At 41.7% G+C, this 17,679-nt stretch carries 20 protein-coding genes, 1 tRNA gene and 1 other RNA gene; 21 read left to right on the top strand and 1 reads right to left on the bottom strand.

The features are described 5' to 3' along the window. The first annotated feature begins 33 nt into the window (after positions 1–33). From MK405_RS08910 to MK405_RS08860, 11 genes are all read left to right on the top strand, one after another. Positions 34–107: transfer RNA gene (locus tag MK405_RS08910), tRNA-Asn, on the top strand. A 208-nt stretch (positions 108–315) separates the two neighbouring features. Beyond that, entirely contained in the window at positions 316–552 is a 237-nt protein-coding gene (gene comW, locus MK405_RS08905) for a sigma(X)-activator ComW (protein WP_000939509.1), read from the top strand. A gap of 241 nt (positions 553–793) precedes the next feature. Beyond that, positions 794–2,080 (top strand): adenylosuccinate synthase, encoded by a 1,287-nt coding sequence (locus MK405_RS08900; RefSeq protein WP_268704825.1) that lies wholly within the window; start codon positions 794–796, stop codon positions 2,078–2,080. Between the two features lie 200 nt (positions 2,081–2,280). Beyond that, a complete protein-coding gene (gene tadA / locus MK405_RS08895; RefSeq protein WP_001110101.1) occupies positions 2,281–2,748 on the top strand; it encodes a tRNA adenosine(34) deaminase TadA in 468 nt (155 codons plus the stop codon). 32 nt (positions 2,749–2,780) lie between these two features. Then, positions 2,781–2,876: signal recognition particle sRNA small type (gene ffs / locus MK405_RS08890), an RNA gene on the top strand. A 57-nt stretch (positions 2,877–2,933) separates the two neighbouring features. Then, the gene (locus tag MK405_RS08885) at positions 2,934–3,377 is read left to right on the top strand and encodes a dUTP diphosphatase (RefSeq protein WP_000701987.1); all 444 of its coding nucleotides are present in this window, start codon (positions 2,934–2,936) and stop codon (positions 3,375–3,377) included. 1 nt (position 3,378) lies between these two features. Further along, on the top strand, positions 3,379–3,918 hold the full coding sequence (locus tag MK405_RS08880) for a histidine phosphatase family protein (RefSeq protein WP_268704828.1): 540 nt from the start codon (positions 3,379–3,381) through the stop codon (positions 3,916–3,918). 13 nt (positions 3,919–3,931) lie between these two features. Next, positions 3,932–5,293, top strand: coding sequence for a DNA repair protein RadA (gene radA, locus MK405_RS08875; RefSeq protein ID WP_080585586.1), 1,362 nt, complete (start codon positions 3,932–3,934; stop codon positions 5,291–5,293). 72 nt (positions 5,294–5,365) lie between these two features. Further along, positions 5,366–5,860, top strand: a complete 495-nt coding sequence (locus MK405_RS08870) for a beta-class carbonic anhydrase (protein WP_002876632.1) — start codon at positions 5,366–5,368, stop codon at positions 5,858–5,860. A 214-nt stretch (positions 5,861–6,074) separates the two neighbouring features. Beyond that, entirely contained in the window at positions 6,075–7,043 is a 969-nt protein-coding gene (locus MK405_RS08865) for a ribose-phosphate diphosphokinase (protein ID WP_000010182.1), read from the top strand. Positions 7,044–7,162: 119 nt separating this feature from the next. After that, positions 7,163–7,600, top strand: a complete 438-nt coding sequence (locus MK405_RS08860) for a CoA-binding protein (protein WP_268704824.1) — start codon at positions 7,163–7,165, stop codon at positions 7,598–7,600. Between the two features lie 28 nt (positions 7,601–7,628). On the opposite strand, the gene MK405_RS08855 is transcribed toward MK405_RS08860, so the two are convergent. Next, entirely contained in the window at positions 7,629–8,639 is a 1,011-nt protein-coding gene (locus MK405_RS08855) for a YeiH family protein (protein WP_268704823.1), read from the bottom strand. A gap of 148 nt (positions 8,640–8,787) precedes the next feature. On the opposite strand from MK405_RS08855, the gene MK405_RS08850 reads away from it, so the two are divergent. The 10 genes from MK405_RS08850 to purC all read left to right on the top strand — a co-directional run bounded on the left by MK405_RS08850 (position 8,788) and on the right by purC (position 17,658). Then, positions 8,788–9,957 (top strand): pyridoxal phosphate-dependent aminotransferase, encoded by a 1,170-nt coding sequence (locus MK405_RS08850; RefSeq protein WP_045616604.1) that lies wholly within the window; start codon positions 8,788–8,790, stop codon positions 9,955–9,957. After that, entirely contained in the window at positions 9,954–10,724 is a 771-nt protein-coding gene (gene recO, locus MK405_RS08845; RefSeq protein WP_268704822.1) for a DNA repair protein RecO, read from the top strand. The genes MK405_RS08850 and recO overlap by 4 nt, the downstream gene beginning before the upstream one ends. Next, entirely contained in the window at positions 10,721–11,713 is a 993-nt protein-coding gene (gene plsX / locus MK405_RS08840) for a phosphate acyltransferase PlsX (RefSeq protein ID WP_268704821.1), read from the top strand. Before recO ends, plsX begins: the two co-directional genes overlap by 4 nt. Before the next feature lie 5 nt (positions 11,714–11,718). Continuing rightward, complete coding sequence (locus tag MK405_RS08835; RefSeq protein WP_000136435.1) at positions 11,719–11,955, top strand: acyl carrier protein; 237 nt, start codon at positions 11,719–11,721, stop codon at positions 11,953–11,955. Between the two features lie 316 nt (positions 11,956–12,271). Further along, positions 12,272–12,460, top strand: a complete 189-nt coding sequence (locus MK405_RS08830) for a class IIb bacteriocin, lactobin A/cerein 7B family (RefSeq protein ID WP_000180835.1) — start codon at positions 12,272–12,274, stop codon at positions 12,458–12,460. A 14-nt stretch (positions 12,461–12,474) separates the two neighbouring features. Then, positions 12,475–12,642, top strand: coding sequence for a bacteriocin (locus tag MK405_RS08825; protein WP_084868626.1), 168 nt, complete (start codon positions 12,475–12,477; stop codon positions 12,640–12,642). 9 nt (positions 12,643–12,651) lie between these two features. Continuing rightward, a complete protein-coding gene (locus tag MK405_RS08820; RefSeq protein WP_268704820.1) occupies positions 12,652–12,840 on the top strand; it encodes a hypothetical protein in 189 nt (62 codons plus the stop codon). Between the two features lie 426 nt (positions 12,841–13,266). Beyond that, complete coding sequence (gene comA / locus MK405_RS08815; protein ID WP_268704819.1) at positions 13,267–15,420, top strand: peptide cleavage/export ABC transporter ComA; 2,154 nt, start codon at positions 13,267–13,269, stop codon at positions 15,418–15,420. A gap of 12 nt (positions 15,421–15,432) precedes the next feature. Beyond that, positions 15,433–16,782 (top strand): competence pheromone export protein ComB, encoded by a 1,350-nt coding sequence (comB, locus tag MK405_RS08810; protein ID WP_268704818.1) that lies wholly within the window; start codon positions 15,433–15,435, stop codon positions 16,780–16,782. Positions 16,783–16,950: 168 nt separating this feature from the next. After that, complete coding sequence (gene purC / locus MK405_RS08805; protein ID WP_007522563.1) at positions 16,951–17,658, top strand: phosphoribosylaminoimidazolesuccinocarboxamide synthase; 708 nt, start codon at positions 16,951–16,953, stop codon at positions 17,656–17,658. Positions 17,659–17,679 lie beyond the last annotated feature (21 nt).

Genomic DNA, 17,679 nt, shown 5'->3' with positions numbered 1-17,679 from the left:
CCCCTGTGAGATATGGAAGTCGCTTAGCTTTTATCCGCCATAGCTCAGTTGGTAGTAGCGCATGACTGTTAATCATGATGTCGTAGGTTCGAGTCCTACTGGCGGAGTATAAATCGAAACGTTCAACTGAGCGTTTTTTTATTTATAAATATATTGGACTGTTGAAATTTCAAATTTTAATTTTTAAATCTGTAATTACCTCTTTATTTTATTTTTAGTTCGTTTAGCTTTAAATTCTTCTTTTATAGGATTTGAAGCTTTTTTAGTTCCTTTTTTTGTTAGACTAGTGTTACTAATAAGAAAGGGAATTTTTATATGCTTCAGAAATTTTATGATCGAGCATTCGTCTTTTTGAAACTAGTTGAACAAGAATATGCCTCTTTAGGCCAGAGTTGTTCAGAGTGGGAATCACTTCATCTTCGTTTTTTACTATATTATTTAATCCGATTTAAAATTAAAAGTGATAGGGACTTTTCACTATATCACTTTAAAACAGCTTATCGTCTATATCTAGATAAATTCCTGCAAGGTGGTACAACTCTTATCCAATAGGAAACATCTATATCATAATTACGAACGATAGTTGTAGTTAGTTTTTAAAAAATATAGAATTAGCTTATAATCAAAGGATACGGTATTCAGAAATGAAAGAATTTCCAAATCTTTTCTACTGTTTCTTCTTGATAAAATAGTGTTTTTTTCTTATAATAAATTGTAAGATATAATTGCGGGTGAAATTCCTGCCATGTATATGAGAAAGGACGAGCTGCTAGTAGCTCAGACGAATTTTATTATGACTTCAGTTGTTGTTGTAGGTACCCAGTGGGGTGATGAAGGTAAAGGGAAAATTACAGATTTTCTTTCAGCTAATGCAGAGGTAATTGCTCGTTATCAAGGTGGTGATAATGCTGGTCACACGATTGTGATTGATGGTAAGAAATTTAAGTTGCACTTGATTCCATCTGGAATTTTCTTTCCTGAAAAAATCTCTGTTATTGGGAATGGAATGGTCGTGAACCCAAAATCCCTTGTCAAAGAGTTGCGCTATCTTCATGAGGAAGGTGTGACAACTGATAACTTGCGTATTTCTGATCGTGCGCATGTTATTTTGCCTTACCACATCGAGTTGGATCGCTTGCAAGAAGAGGCTAAGGGTGACAATAAGATTGGTACTACAATAAAGGGAATCGGTCCAGCCTATATGGACAAAGCTGCTCGTGTTGGAATTCGTATTGCGGATCTTTTGGATAAAGAGATTTTTCGTGAGCGTTTAGAACGCAATCTTGCGGAAAAGAATCGTTTGTTTGAAAAATTGTATGATAGTGAACCTATTTCAGTTGATGATATTTTTGAAGAGTATTATGAGTATGGTCAACAAATCAAGCAATACGTGACAGATACTTCTGTTATCTTGAACGATGCGCTTGATAATGGCAAACGTGTGCTGTTTGAAGGTGCGCAAGGTGTTATGTTGGATATTGACCAAGGTACGTATCCATTTGTTACTTCTTCAAACCCTGTCGCTGGTGGTGTGACAATTGGGTCTGGTGTTGGTCCAAGTAAGATTGACAAGGTTGTAGGTGTTTGTAAGGCCTATACGAGTCGTGTAGGTGACGGACCTTTCCCAACTGAGTTGTTTGATGAAGTGGGAGATCGCATCCGTGAAGTAGGTCATGAATACGGTACAACAACTGGCCGTCCACGTCGTGTAGGTTGGTTTGACTCAGTTGTGATGCGTCACAGCCGTCGTGTATCTGGAATTACCAATCTTTCATTGAATTCTATTGATGTTTTGAGTGGTTTGGATACAGTTAAAATCTGTGTAGCCTATGATCTTGATGGTCAACGTATTGACTACTATCCAGCTAGTCTTGAACAGTTGAAACGTTGCAAACCTATCTACGAAGAGTTACCAGGCTGGTCAGAAGATATCACTGGAGTCCGTAATTTGGAAGATCTTCCTGAGAATGCGCGTAACTATGTTCGTCGTGTGAGCGAGTTGGTTGGGGTTCGTATTTCTACTTTCTCAGTAGGTCCTGATCGTGAACAAACTAATATTTTAGAAAGTGTTTGGTCATAGGAGATTTTTAAGATTAGTTTAAGATAGGTCGGGTATACTATAGACAGTTACAAGAAGACCTCCTAACTTGTTGTAACAAATATCCTAAACTTTTCTTTTTCATAATAATCTCCCTATTAAGTCACCGCATTCGGTGGCTTTTTTTGTGTTGAGAATCATGATATAATAATAAAATCGACAAGTAGGAAAAGAGAAGAACGATGAATTATACAGTTGAAGAAAAAGAAGCCTTTATGAGAGAGGCTTTGAGAGAGGCTGAGATTGCCTTAGAACACGATGAAATTCCAATTGGTTGTGTGATTGTCAAGGATGGAGAAATCATTGGTAGGGGGCATAATGCGCGCGAGGAGTTGCAACGGGCGGTCATGCATGCAGAAATCATGGCTATAGAGAATGCGAATGTGAGTGAAGAGAGTTGGCGACTGCTTGATTGTACGCTTTTTGTGACCATTGAGCCTTGTGTTATGTGTAGTGGTGCGATTGGGCTTGCCCGTATTCCAAACGTAGTTTACGGAGCTAAAAACCAGAAATTTGGTGCAGCTGGAAGTCTGTACGATATTTTGACAGATGAGCGTCTCAATCATCGTGTAGAGGTAGAAACGGGCATTTTGGAAGATGACTGTGCAGCGATTATGCAGGACTTTTTCCGAAATCGACGGAAAAAATAATTTCTCTTTAAAAATAGAGGGGAATGTGGTATAATGAATAGTGGAGCAACAGTTCTGCGTGAAGCGGGTCAGGGGAGGAATCCAGCAGCCCTAAGCGATTTGAATTGTGTGCTCTTTTTTTCGTGCTTTTTTCGAATAAATAAGATAAAATAGCCTAGAATAATGATAATAGAAAAGAGAAAAATATGAAAATTCGTGGTTTTGAATTGGTTTCGAGTTTTACAGATGAAAATTTATTGCCCAAGCGTGAGACAGCTCATGCGGCTGGCTATGACTTAAAGGTTGCCGTGCGTACGGTGATCGCACCAGGAGAGATTGTCTTAGTTCCGACAGGGGTTAAGGCTTATATGCAACCAACTGAGGTCCTCTACCTTTATGATCGCTCTTCAAACCCTCGTAAAAAGGGCTTGGTTTTAATTAACTCAGTTGGAGTTATTGATGGGGATTATTATGGCAATCCCGGGAATGAGGGACATATCTTTGCTCAGATGAAGAATATCACAGACCAAGAGGTTGTTCTTGAAGTTGGGGAACGTGTGGTTCAGGCTGTCTTTGCACCATTTTTAATTGCAGATGGAGATGCAGCTGATGGCGTGCGGACTGGTGGATTTGGATCGACTGGGCACTAGGATGAAGATTATCTTTGTGCGTCACGGGGAGCCAGATTATAGTATGCTTGATAAACTTGAAAATCCGCAACTCTATAGTGGTTTTGGTCGTGATTTAGCACCATTGACAGGAAAAGGTCGCAGTCTGGCAAAAGAAGTGGCTAAAACTGCATGTTTTGGAAAGGCAGAGATTATTATTTCATCGTCTGTGACGAGGGCTTTAGAAACAGCACATTATATAGCAGTTGAAACAGGATTGGACTTATTTTTGGAGCCGTTTTTTCATGAGTGGCGTCCAGACTTAGATGGCACTAACTCTGATTTAACTGGTGTATTGGTAGCTCATGAATATTATCTAAAACATCAAGGAGGTTTATCTGAAGATTCTCCTTATCGCTATGAAACTGATTTAGAGATGCGTCATCGTTTTTTAAGAGCTTTGGAAAAATATAAAAATTATAAAACTATTATCATTGTAACTCACGGAATGCTCATGCGCCAATTTGTACCAGACGAGAAGATTAATTTTTGCCAAGTGATTGAATGTGAGATAGAAATTTAGAAAGAGGTTTATCATCGCAAAGAAAAAAGCGACATTTGTGTGTCAAAATTGTGCTTATAACTCCCCAAAATACCTAGGACGCTGTCCAAACTGTGGATCTTGGTCTTCTTTTGTAGAAGAGGTTGAGGTTGCCGAGGTCAAGAATGCACGTGTGTCCCTGACAGGCGAGAAAACCAAGCCCATGAAACTGGCTGAGGTGACTTCAATCAATGTCAATCGAACCAAGACGGAGATGGAGGAATTCAATCGTGTACTTGGAGGCGGAGTGGTACCAGGAAGTCTCGTACTCATCGGTGGGGATCCAGGAATCGGGAAATCAACCCTTCTCCTACAAGTTTCAACCCAGCTGTCTCAAGTAGGGACTGTTCTCTATGTCAGTGGGGAGGAGTCTGCCCAGCAGATTAAGTTACGAGCAGAGCGCTTGGGAGATATTGATAGCGAGTTTTATCTCTATGCAGAGACCAATATGCAGAGTGTTCGAGCTGAGGTGGAGCGCATTCAACCAGACTTTCTCATTATCGACTCCATTCAGACTATCATGTCTCCTGAGATTTCAGGGGTACAAGGATCTGTGTCTCAGGTGCGAGAGGTGACAGCTGAGCTCATGCAGCTGGCAAAGACTAATAACATTGCCATCTTTATCGTAGGGCATGTGACCAAGGAAGGTACCCTGGCTGGTCCGCGTATGTTGGAGCATATGGTAGATACGGTGCTTTACTTTGAAGGGGAACGCCACCATACCTTCCGTATCTTGAGAGCAGTCAAAAACCGTTTTGGCTCCACTAACGAGATTGGGATTTTTGAGATGCAGTCGGGCGGATTGGTTGAGGTGCTCAATCCGAGTCAAGTTTTCCTAGAGGAGCGTTTGGATGGGGCTACTGGCTCGTCAATCGTTGTGACCATGGAAGGGACCCGTCCGATTTTGGCGGAGGTTCAGGCTTTGGTAACACCAACCATGTTTGGAAATGCTAAACGCACGACGACAGGACTTGATTTCAATCGTGCAAGTCTGATTATGGCTGTTTTGGAAAAACGAGCAGGGCTTCTCCTGCAAAATCAGGATGCCTATCTCAAATCTGCTGGTGGTGTCAAATTAGATGAGCCTGCCATTGACTTAGCCGTTGCAGTGGCTATTGCCTCTAGTTACAAGGATAAGCCTACCAATCCTCAGGAATGTTTTGTGGGAGAATTGGGCTTGACGGGAGAGATTCGACGCGTGAATCGTATCGAACAACGCATAAATGAAGCGGCAAAACTAGGCTTTACTAAGATTTATGTACCTAAGAATTCCTTGACAGGAATTACTCCACCCAAGGAAATTGAAGTCATTGGTGTGACGACGATTCAGGAAGTTTTGAAAAAGGTCTTTGCATAATCCGTGACAAATCCTCTTAAAAATGATAAGATAGGAGAAATATTTGATTATCAAATTTTTGAGGAGGGAATCGTGTCGTATTTTGAACAGTTTATGCAAGCCAATCAGGCTTATGTTGCCCTACATGGGCAGTTAAATCTGCCACTTAAACCCAAAACCAGAGTAGCTATCGTGACCTGTATGGACTCACGTCTGCACGTTGCGCAAGCTCTAGGTTTGGCCCTTGGGGATGCCCATATCCTACGGAATGCGGGTGGTCGAGTAACTGAGGACATGATTCGTTCGCTGGTGATTTCCCAGCAACAAATGGGGACTAGAGAGATTGTGGTGCTTCACCATACAGACTGTGGAGCTCAAACCTTTCAAAATGAAAGTTTTCATGAACATTTGAAACACGAGCTCGGAGTTGATGTGTCTGATCAAGATTTTTTACCATTCCAGGATGTTGAAGAGAGTGTGAGAGAGGATATGCAATTGCTTCGAGAGTCTCCACTGATTCCTGATGATGTGGTTATTTCAGGTGCTGTCTATGATGTGGATACAGGAAGTATGAGAGAAGTATACTAACTTTGTCTCGAAAAAATCTCATCCTATCATAAAATCGATTGTTAAAATGTAGGATTTTTAATTTTAATATAGCTAATATAAATTAGTAAAAAACAAGGGTATAAATGTTTGCTCTTGTTTTATTTTTGATTGAAAAATAAAGGAAAAAGCGCTACAATGGTAGATGGAAAATGTTGTGTAAAAAACAAGTGATACATAAATACCGGAGGAAATCATGTCTTTTTCTGATTTAAAGCTGTTTGCCCTTTCTTCAAATAGAGAATTGGCAGAGCGTGTGGCGCAAGAAATTGGGATAGAGTTGGGGAAATCGACTGTTCGCCAATTTTCAGATGGAGAGATTCAGGTCAACATTGAAGAATCAATCCGTGGAAAACACGTCTTTATCCTACAATCAACTAGTTCACCTGTAAATGATAATTTACTTGAAATTTTGATTATGGTAGATGCCTTGAAGCGTGCCAGTGCAGAATCTGTTAACGTTGTCATGCCTTACTACGGATATGCACGTCAGGATAGAAAGGCGCGTGCGCGTGAGCCAATCACTTCAAAACTTGTTGCAAATATGCTTGAAGTAGCTGGAGTGGATCGTTTATTGACAATCGACTTGCATGCTGCGCAGATTCAGGGATTCTTTGATATTCCTGTAGATCACTTGATGGGTGCTCCTTTGATTGCGGACTATTTTGAACGTCGTGGTATGGTTGGATCTGACTACGTGGTTGTCAGCCCAGACCATGGTGGGGTGACTCGTGCTCGTAAGTTGGCAGAGTTTTTGAAAACTCCGATTGCGATTATTGACAAACGCCGTAGTGTAGACAAGATGAATACCAGTGAAGTGATGAATATCATTGGTAAAGTAGAAGGTAAGACTTGTATCTTGATTGACGATATGATTGATACGGCTGGAACCATTTGTCACGCGGCGGATGCTCTTGCTGAAGCAGGTGCTGTTGAAGTATATGCAAGCTGTACGCACCCAGTACTTTCTGGTCCTGCTATGGATAATATCCAAAAATCAGCTATTAAGAAATTGGTTGTTTTGGATACCATCTACCTACCAGAAGAGCGTTTGATTGATAAGATTGAACAGATCTCTATTGCCCACCTCTTAGGGGATGCCATCGTTCGTATTCACGAAAAACGTCCTCTTTCGCCCCTATTTTGTATTGAGAAAAAGATTTAATCTTTCACTTGAAATAGATAGTTCTCCTAGCAAGAAAAGAAACTTGCTAGGAGATTTTTGTAGTCAAAACCTGCAAGCCTTTTCAAAATGTGCTATACTGATGAAAAAGGAGGATCTCTATGAGTCAAGAATTTATCAATCCAAGTGATGGTGTGATTCGTCAGTATCTTGCAACCAGTAAAACATTAGCAGTAGTGGGTTTGTCCGATCGTGAAGAAACAACTAGCAATCGAGTGACCAAGGAAATGCAAGCTCGGGGCTATAAAATCATTCCAGTTAATCCCAAGGCTGCAGGTGGGGAAATCTTGGGAGAAAAGGTTTACGCTAGTCTAGCTGAGATTCCTTTTCCTGTAGATATTGTCAATGTATACCGACGGAGCGAGTTTTTACCAGATGTGGCGCGTGATTTTCTCAAGGCTGATGCCAAGATTTTTTGGGCGCAATTAGGACTTGAAAATCTAGAAGCGGAGGAAATCCTGCGTGCTGGAGGATGCGATGACATCGTGATGAATCGCTGTATCAAGAGAGAACATACTCGCTTAATTCTTGAGAAATAAAAAGGTAGCCATGGGCTACCTTTTTGTATTATAAAGTACCAATCAATGCTTGCATGCCAAGACTGGTGAGGATGATAGCAATCCAGCAAAGTGCTCCGAGGACAATAGATTTGCCACTGGATCTAACCATGGCAATTAGATTGGTTTTGAGACCGATGGCACTCATGGCCATGATGATGAGGAATTTAGAGAGTTGTTTGAGAGGGGTAAAGAAGCTACTGGACACACCGAGAGAGGTAAGGAGAGTCGTTAAGAGAGAGGCCAGGATAAAATAAAGGATAAAAAGTGGGAAAACTTTTTTCAGTTGTAGGCCTTGCTTATTCTCTTGCTGGCGACTTTGCCAGTAGGAGAGAAAGAGAGTGATGGGAATGATTGCTAAGGTGCGCGTGAGTTTAACAATGGTTGCCGATTCGAGGGTATTGGTCTGATAAAGACTGTCCCAGGCACTAGCTGTGGCCGTTACAGAAGAAGTATCATTGACCGCAGTTCCTGCAAAGAGAGCAAAGCCGTCATTAGATAGATGAAGCCAGGTTCCTAGAGTTGGAAAGATGAGCGCAGCCAAGATATTGAAGAAAAAGATAACGGAAATGGCTTGGGCGACTTCCTTTTCCTTAGCATGGATAACAGGCGCTGTCGCCGCAATGGCAGAACCTCCACAGATCGAAGACCCCACTCCAATCAAGGTAGCCAGTTTTGTATCCAGTGCAAAGAAGCGCTGGAAGAGGTAGGCAACAATCAAGGAAATTGAAATTGTTGATAGGATGACAGGGAGTGAAGTTTGTCCAACTGCAAAGACTTGCGAGATATTGAGACCAAAACCAAGCAAGATAACAGCATACTGGAGTAATTTTTTGGAACTAAAGGTCAAACCTGCATCTAGTTGTTTGTAGGGGGAGAGCCAGGGGTGTAGGAGCATTCCTATAAAGATTGCAAAAACGGGTGCACCCACGACGGGGAAAAGTCCTCCTAGAAACCAAGAAATGATAGAAATGAGAAGGCAGTCCAAGATGCCTGCTCCATTTTTTGATAGAAATGACATAAAAACCTCCAATCATAATCTGTTACCATTATAGACCTGTAAACAGGAAAAGTAAAATAGAAAGTGGAAAGATATTATATAATGTATTTTTGCGGTCGGGGGGCTTTTGTAGTATAATAGAGATACGTTTTGAGAGTAGGAGGTATCTATGGACTTAACTAAGCGCTTTAATAAACAGTTAGACAAGATTCAAGTTTCCTTGATTCGCCAGTTTGACCAGGCTATTTCGGAGATTCCTGGGGTCCTGCGTTTGACCTTGGGGGAACCTGATTTTACAACGCCAGATCATGTTAAGGAAGCGGCTAAGCGGGCCATCGACCAGAACCAATCCTACTATACAGGGATGAGTGGTCTGTTAACATTACGTCAGGCAGCCAGTGATTTTGTAAAAGAAAAATACCAGCTAGATTACAATCCTGAAAATGAGATCTTGGTTACAATTGGGGCGACAGAGGCTTTATCGGCTACTTTGACAGCTATTTTGGAAGAGGGAGATAAGGTGCTCTTGCCAGCGCCTGCCTATCCAGGTTATGAGCCGATTGTCAATCTAGTTGGGGCAGAGGTTGTCGAGATTGATACGACTGAAAATGGTTTTGTCTTGACTCCTGAGATGTTGGAAAAGGCCATTTTGGAGCAAGGCGACAAGCTCAAGGCGGTCATTCTCAACTATCCAGCCAATCCGACAGGAATTACCTATAGTCGGGAGCAGTTGGAAGCCTTGGCGGACGTTTTACGCAAGTATGAGATTTTCGTTGTCTGTGATGAGGTTTACTCAGAATTAACCTATACAGGCGAAGCCCATGTATCTTTGGGAACTATGCTGAGAGATCAGGCTATTATTATCAATGGTTTATCTAAGTCTCATGCTATGACAGGTTGGCGTTTAGGCTTTATCTTTGCTCCTGTGGCCTTTACAGCTCAGTTAATCAAGAGTCACCAATATTTGGTTACTGCCGCAAACACTATGGCTCAACATGCTGCGGTGGAGGCTTTGACGGCGGGTAAAAACGACGCGGAGCCTATGAAGAAGGAGTACATTCAGCGTCGTGATTATATTATCGAGAAAATGACTGCTCTTGGTTTTGAGATTATTAAACCAGACGGTGCCTTCTATATCTTTGCTAAGATTCCTGCGGGATACAATCAAGATTCCTTTGCCTTTTTGAAGGATTTTGCTCAGAAGAAGGCTGTTGCCTTTATCCCTGGTGCCGCCTTTGGACGCTACGGAGAAGGCTATGTTCGCCTATCTTATGCAGCTAGCATGGAGACTATCAAAGAAGCCATGAAACGACTTGAGGAGTACATGAGAGAAGCATGATTCAGTCTATCACGAGTCAAGGCTTGGTGCTCTACAATCGTAATTTTCGTGAGGATGACAAGTTAGTCAAGATTTTTACCGAGCAGGCTGGCAAGCGCATGTTTTTCGTCAAACACGCTGGTCAGTCCAAACTAGCTCCGGTTATTCAGCCCTTGGTGTTGGCGCGATTTCTCTTACGAATCAATGATGATGGGCTCAGCTATATCGAGGACTACCATGAGGTGATGACCTTTCCTAAGATTAATAGTGATCTCTTTGTCATGGCTTATGCGACCTATGTTGCTGCTCTTGCAGATGCTAGTTTGCAGGATAACCAGCAGGATGCTCCCTTGTTTACTTTTTTGCAAAAGACTTTGGAGTTGATGGAAGCGGGTTTGGATTATCAGGTTTTGACCAATATTTTTGAAATTCAAATCTTGACCCGATTTGGGATTAGCCTTAATTTTAATGAGTGTGTCTTTTGCCATCGGATCGGTCAGGCTTTTGACTTTTCTTTCAAATATGGGGCCTGCCTCTGCCCAGAGCATTATCATGAAGATGAGAGACGTTGCCATCTCAATCCCAATATCCCTTATCTACTCAATCAATTTCAAGCCATTGATTTTGAGACCTTGGAGACCATTTCGCTCAAGCCCGAAATCAAGCAAGACTTGCGCAAGTTTATAGACCAAATCTACGAAGAGTATGTTGGAATTCACCTAAAATCAAAGAAATTTATTGATTCCCTAGCAGACTGGGGACAATTACTAAAAGAGGAAGACAAATGAAAAAAATCGCAGTAGATGCTATGGGGGGCGATTATGCACCTCAAGCTATCGTTGAGGGTGTCAATCAAGCCCTGGCTGACTTTTCAGATATTGAGGTTCAACTCTATGGAGACGAAAGCAAAATCAAGCAATATCTAACAGCGACAGAACGTGTCAGCATTATCCATACGGATGAGAAGATTGATTTTGATGATGAACCTACAAAAGCTATTCGTAAGAAGAAAAATGCCAGTATGGTATTAGCGGCTAAGGCAGTCAAAGAAGGAGAGGCAGACGCTGTCCTCTCGGCTGGGAATACAGGTGCCTTGTTGGCTGCAGGATTCTTCATTGTAGGTCGTATCAAGAATATCGACCGTCCTGGACTCATGTCGACCTTACCGACCATTGATGGCAAAGGCTTTGACATGCTAGACCTTGGAGCCAATGCGGAAAACACTGCCCAGCACCTCCACCAATACGCTGTTTTGGGTTCCTTTTATGCGAAAAATGTTCGTGGGATTTCGAAACCACGTGTTGGTTTGCTCAACAATGGAACAGAAAGTAGCAAGGGTGATCCCCTTCGTAAGGAAACCTACGCCTTGCTAGCAGCTGATGAAAGCTTGAATTTTGTCGGAAACGTGGAAGCGCGTGATTTGATGAATGGCGTTGCGGATGTTGTTGTGGCAGATGGTTTCACGGGAAACGCTGTTCTCAAATCTATCGAAGGAACAGCCATGGGTATCATGGGCTTGCTTAAGACAGCTATCACAGGTGGTGGTCTTCGAGCGAAACTAGGTGCTCTTCTTCTCAAGGATAGCCTTAAAGGTTTGAAAAAGCAACTCAACTATTCAGATGTTGGTGGAGCGGTCTTGTTTGGTGTTAAGGCACCGGTTGTCAAGACTCATGGCTCAAGTGATGCCAAGGCTGTGTATAGTACGATTCGCCAGATTCGTACCATGCTAGAAACAGACGTAGTTGCCCAGACTGCGCGTGAATTTTCAGGAGAATAAAAAAGATGACAGAAAAAGAAATTTTTGACCGTATTGTAACCATTATCCAAGAGCGTCAGGGAGAAGACTTTGCCGTAACAGAAGCCTTAAGTTTGAAAGACGATCTCGATGCGGACTCAGTGGATTTGATGGAGTTTGTTTTGACACTAGAAGATGAATTTGGTATCGAAATCACTGATGAGGAAATCGATCAACTTCAAAGTGTAGCGGATGTAGTAGCGATTATTAAAGATAAAAAATAGCCAAAAGCAACATGCAAATCATGTTGTTTTTTTATTTGCAGAAAAAAGAGAAACTTTTAGTAGAAATTGCGAATAAAGAGATGAGAAAGAAAAAGGAGGAACGTTTATGTATGTGACCGGTTTTTATCCGTGGTTCATTAAGTGGTTTTTAAAATAAAAATGAATGAATTGTTCATTTTCGAATTGTTTTTCGAATAGATAGGTAAGAAAAAAGGGAAGGAGATAAGAAAATGATTTCAGTAATTTACCCAATCTGGCTATTTAAGTGGCTTAGAGGTCAAAGATTAGATATATAGAAAAAAATAAGGAGAAAAAGATGACAAACTTTGACAACATGGAACAGAACTTTGTAGCTCTTACAGAAGAAGAGTTGACGGATGTGAATGGGGGAGCGTGGCCGATTGTAGCTTGGGTGATTGCTAATCCTGTGACAGCAGCTAAAATTGCTGGTGGAATTACTGCAGCAGGAATTGCAGGTTATAATTATGTGACGAGTAGATGGTAATAGGAGGAGATGATATGGAAAAATCTATTTTAAAATTTGAAACAATGACTGATACGGACTTGCAGGAAATTCAAGGGGGAGCCTTTCCCCTTCTTATCCCTGTGGCAGTCGGTTTTGTAAAAGGTTTTGTATATACAGGTGGAGCTATTTTAACAACTCGAGCACTCTTGTCAGGTAAATAGGAGTCTACCATGAAAAAATTCTTATTAGGATTTGCTGAGGGATATTTTATTGTATCACTCATTATCTACATCGCAACGTATTTGATTTTGAAAAAACCGCTCAATACCTTGTTTTATCCAGAAACTTATCCAATTCTGTTTGGTTTGTTTTATCTAGGATACAAGTACAAAACAAAAGAAAGTAAGATAGGGAATTGATGAACCATCAGATCGGAGTTTGAGATGAAAGTCGTTCAATTAATACAAAAAGCTTGGCCAAAGACCACTGTATTATTTAGCTCGATGGCTTAATTACTTATTAGAATCGTGGCTAATATAAACAAAATAAATTTACCTACATGGTTTGAATGTTTTGATATACCTACGATGTCATTATTTTTGATGACCTTTATTTCACTTTATAGAAGTGAAGAGAATATCATTTCAGAATAGTTTATTTGTGGATATTCATTTTTTAACGGTTACTTTAAGCAGGCAGAACAAAAGTTCTGCCTATTTTCTTTGGTAAAAGTGCTGTTCAGGTGAGGATATTGTTTTTTCAGAAATAATTCCCTTATTTCTTCTTTATTTGGTTAAAATAATCTTACAAATTTTTAAAGAGATTGTTAGAAAAAGGAGAAGGATATGAAATTTAGGAAAAGATACTATCGTCCCCAGGTGGACCAGATGGATTGTGGTGTGGCTTCCTTGGCTATGGTCTTTGGTTACTATGGAAGTTATTACTCCTTGGCTCATCTACGAGAGTTAGCCAAGACGACCATGGATGGGACGACCGCTTTGGGACTTGTAAAGGTGGCAGAGGAGATTGGGTTTGAGACGCGGGCTATCAAGGCGGATATGACGCTCTTTGATCTGCCAGATTTGACCTTTCCTTTTGTGGCTCATGTGCTCAAGGAAGGGAAGTTGCTCCACTACTATGTGGTGATAGGTCAGGATAAAAAGCATATTCATATCGCTGATCCGGATCCTGGTGTCAAGCTGACCAAGATTTCCCGTGAGCGATTTGCGCAAGAATGGACAGGGGTCAGTATTTTTATGGCGCCATCTCCGGGCTATAAACCTCATAAGGAGAAGAAACAGGGTCTCCTATCCTTCTTGCCAATCTTACTCAAACAGCGTGGCTTAATTACCAATATCGTCCTAGCGACACTCTTGGTGACCTTGATTAATATTGTGGGCTCCTACTATCTTCAGTCTATCATTGACAGTTACGTACCAGACCAGATGCGCTCGACGCTGGGCATCATCTCAATAGGACTAGTCATCGTCTATATTCTCCAGCAGATTTTGTCTTATGCGCAGGAATACCTCTTACTTGTTCTGGGTCAACGGTTGTCCATCGATGTGATTTTGTCCTACATCAAGCATGTTTTTCACCTGCCGATGTCCTTTTTCGCGACACGCAGGACAGGAGAAATCGTATCTCGTTTTACAGATGCCAATAGTATCATTGATGCGCTGGCGTCGACCATTCTGTCGATTTTCCTAGATGTGTCGACGATTTTGATTATCTCGCTTGTCTTGTTTTCACAAAATATGACACTCTTTTTCATTAGTCTACTTGCGCTTCCCATCTATACAGTGATTATCTTTGCCTTTATGAAGCCTTTTGAAAAGATGCATCGGGATACCATGGAAGCTAATGCGGTTCTGTCTTCTTCTATCATCGAGGACATCAACGGCATTGAGACCATTAAATCTTTGACCAGTGAGAGTTCGCGCTATCAAAAGATTGACAAGGAATTTGTGGCTTATCTGAAAAAATCTTTTACCTATAGTCGGGCAGAAAGCCAGCAAAAGGCTCTGAAAAAAGTTGCCCAGCTCCTGCTCAATGTTGGTGTTCTCTGGATGGGAGCAGTTCTTGTCATGGATGGGAAAATGAGTTTGGGCCAGCTGATTACTTATAATACTTTGCTTGTTTACTTTACCAATCCTTTGGAAAATATCATCAACCTGCAAACCAAGCTTCAGACAGCGCAGGTCGCCAATAACCGTCTAAATGAGGTTTATCTAGTAGCTTCGGAGTTTGAGGAGAAGAAAACAGTCGAAGATTTGAGCATGATGAAAGGGGATATGACGTTTAAACAAGTCCACTATAAGTATGGCTATGGTCGTGACGTCTTGTCGAATATCAATTTGACCATTCCTCAAGGGTCTAAGATGGCTTTTGTGGGGATTTCGGGGTCAGGTAAGACCACCTTAGCCAAGATGATGGTTAATTTTTACGACCCTAGTCAGGGAGAGATTAGTCTGGGTGGTGTTAATCTTAATCAGATTGACAAAAAGGCTTTGCGCCAGTACATTAACTATCTGCCTCAACAGCCCTATGTCTTTAACGGGACGATTTTGGAAAATCTTCTCCTTGGAGCTAAGGAGGGGACGACTCAGGAAGATATCTTACGGGCGGTTGAGTTGGCCGAGATTCGGGAGGATATCGAGCGCATGCCACTGAATTACCAGACAGAATTAACTTCGGATGGGGCTGGAATTTCTGGTGGGCAACGGCAACGAATCGCTCTGGCGCGTGCACTCTTGACGGATGCACCTGTCTTGATCTTGGACGAGGCGACTAGCAGTTTGGATATTTTGACAGAGAAGCGGATCGTGGATAATCTCATGGCTTTAGACAAGACCTTGATTTTCATCGCCCACCGCTTGACCATCGCTGAGCGGACAGAAAAGGTTGTTGTTTTGGATCAGGGCAAGATTGTCGAAGAGGGAAATCATGTGGACTTACTTGCTCGAGGTGGATTTTATGCCCATTTGGTCAATAGCTAGAAAGAGGAGAAGATGCAACCAGAATTTTTAGAAAGTGCGGAGTTTTACCATCGTCGTTACCATAATTTTTCCAGTCGAGTGATTTTACCCATGTTACTTCTGCTCGTGTTTTTACTTGGCTTTGCAGTCTTTGCAGAGAAGGAGATTAGTTTGTCTACCCGAGCTACTGTCGAACCTAGTCGGATCATTGCCAACATCCAGTCGACTAGCAATCAACGCATCGTGGCCAATTATCTAGAAGAAAACAAACTAGTCAAGCAGGGAGATCTACTGGTTCAGTACCAGCAAGGGGCTGAGGCTGTCCAGGTCGAAGCATACGCCAGTCAGTTGGAGATGTTAAAGGATCAAAAAAAGCAGTTAGGGTATTTGCAATCCAGTTTGCAAGAGGGGAGTAATCAATTTCCAGAGGCGGATAAGTTTGGTTACCAAGAGATGTTTCGGGACTATCTCAGCCAAGCTAGTAGTCTTAGAAGTAATGTTTCTCAGCAAAATGCCAGCATCTCCTCTCAAAATGCGGCAGCAAGCCAGAGCCAGGCCGAGATTAGCAATCTTATCAGCCAAACAGAGGATAAAATCCGAGACTACAAAACAGCTAAGTCGGCGATTGAAACAGGAGCTCAATTGGATAGTCAAAATGCGGCCTACTCTTTTTATCAGACCTATAAAAACCAAGGCGTAGAAGATCCGCAAGCTAAATCGCAAGTTATTGCACAGGTGGATGCACAAATTACCCAGCTAGAGTCTAGTTTAGCTACTTATCGTGTGCAGTATGCGGGATCTGGAGCTCAACAAGCCTACGCAAGTGGACTGGATAGTCAACTGGAATCGCTCAAGTCCCAGCACCTAGTCAAAGTCGGTCAGGAATTAACCCTTTTGGATCAGAAAATTTTAGAAGCAGAGTCGGGTAAGAAAGTCCAAGGAGGTCTCCTAGAGAAGGGGAAGATTATAGCAAGCGAGGATGGGGTGCTTCACCTTAATCCTGAGACCAGTGACTCTACCATGGTCGCAGAAGGAACCCTGCTAGCTCAACTCTATCCATCCTTGGAAAAGGAAGGAAAAACCAAACTCACAGCTTATCTTAGTTCAAAAGATGTTGCAAGGCTAAAAGTAGGTGATTCTGTTCGCTTCACTACAACCAAGGATGCCAACAAAGAGCTCGTTCTTGTTTCTGCGATTACGAATATTGATGCGACAGCTACCAAGACTGAAAAGGGAAATTTCTTTAAAATAGAGGCGGAGACCCATCTGACTTCTGAGCAGGCTGCAACACTTCGCTATGGTTTAGAAGGCCGCCTACAGATGATCACAGGAAAGAAGAGCTATCTCCGTTATTTTTGGGATCAATTTTTGAATAAAGGGTAATATTCGTGTTTTTCAGAGGATAAATGCTTTTAAAACTGTGAGAAGAGTTCATCTTGCAGTTTTTCTTTATGCTTAAAATAGAAAAACGTTATTTATTCGTAAAAATCTTGAATTTTTCATGCTTTTATGGTAGAATGTGCTCAAGTAAAACGAAAGGCGAACTTTAAAATGTCAAAACAACTAATCTATTCGGGAAAAGCTAAAGACATCTATACAACTGAGGATGAAAATCTCATTATTTCGACTTACAAGGACCAGGCGACTGCCTTCAATGGTGTCAAGAAGGAGCAGATTGCGGGCAAGGGAGTCTTGAATAATCAGATTTCATCTTTTATTTTTGAGAAATTAAATGCGGCTGGTGTGGCGACTCACTTTGTGGAGAAAATTTCGGACACGGAACAACTCAATAAAAAGGTGGAGATTATTCCTTTGGAAGTTGTGCTCCGCAACTACACGGCTGGTTCCTTTTCAAAACGTTTTGGCGTAGAAGAAGGTATCGCATTTGAGACTCCAATTGTCGAATTTTACTATAAAAATGATGATTTGGATGATCCCTTTATCAATGATGAGCATGTGAAATTCCTAAAAATTGCGGATGACCAGCAGATTGCTTACTTGAAAGAAGAAACCCGTCGTATCAATGAGCTCTTGAAAGCTTGGTTTGCTGAGATTGGTCTTAAATTGATTGACTTTAAGCTAGAGTTCGGATTTGACAAAGATGGTAAGATTATCTTGGCAGACGAGTTTTCACCAGATAACTGCCGTTTGTGGGATGCAGATGGCAACCACATGGACAAGGATGTTTTTCGTCGGGGACTAGGTGAATTGACAGATGTTTACGAGATTGTCTGGGAAAAGTTGCAGGGTTTGAAATAACAACCTAGAAGTCGTTGGGAA

Source organism: Streptococcus oralis, assembly GCF_026782345.1.
Lineage (GTDB): Bacteria > Bacillota > Bacilli > Lactobacillales > Streptococcaceae > Streptococcus > Streptococcus oralis_CK.
Note: the sequence above shows the minus strand (reverse complement) of the source record. Positions and strands in the feature narration are given on the sequence as shown.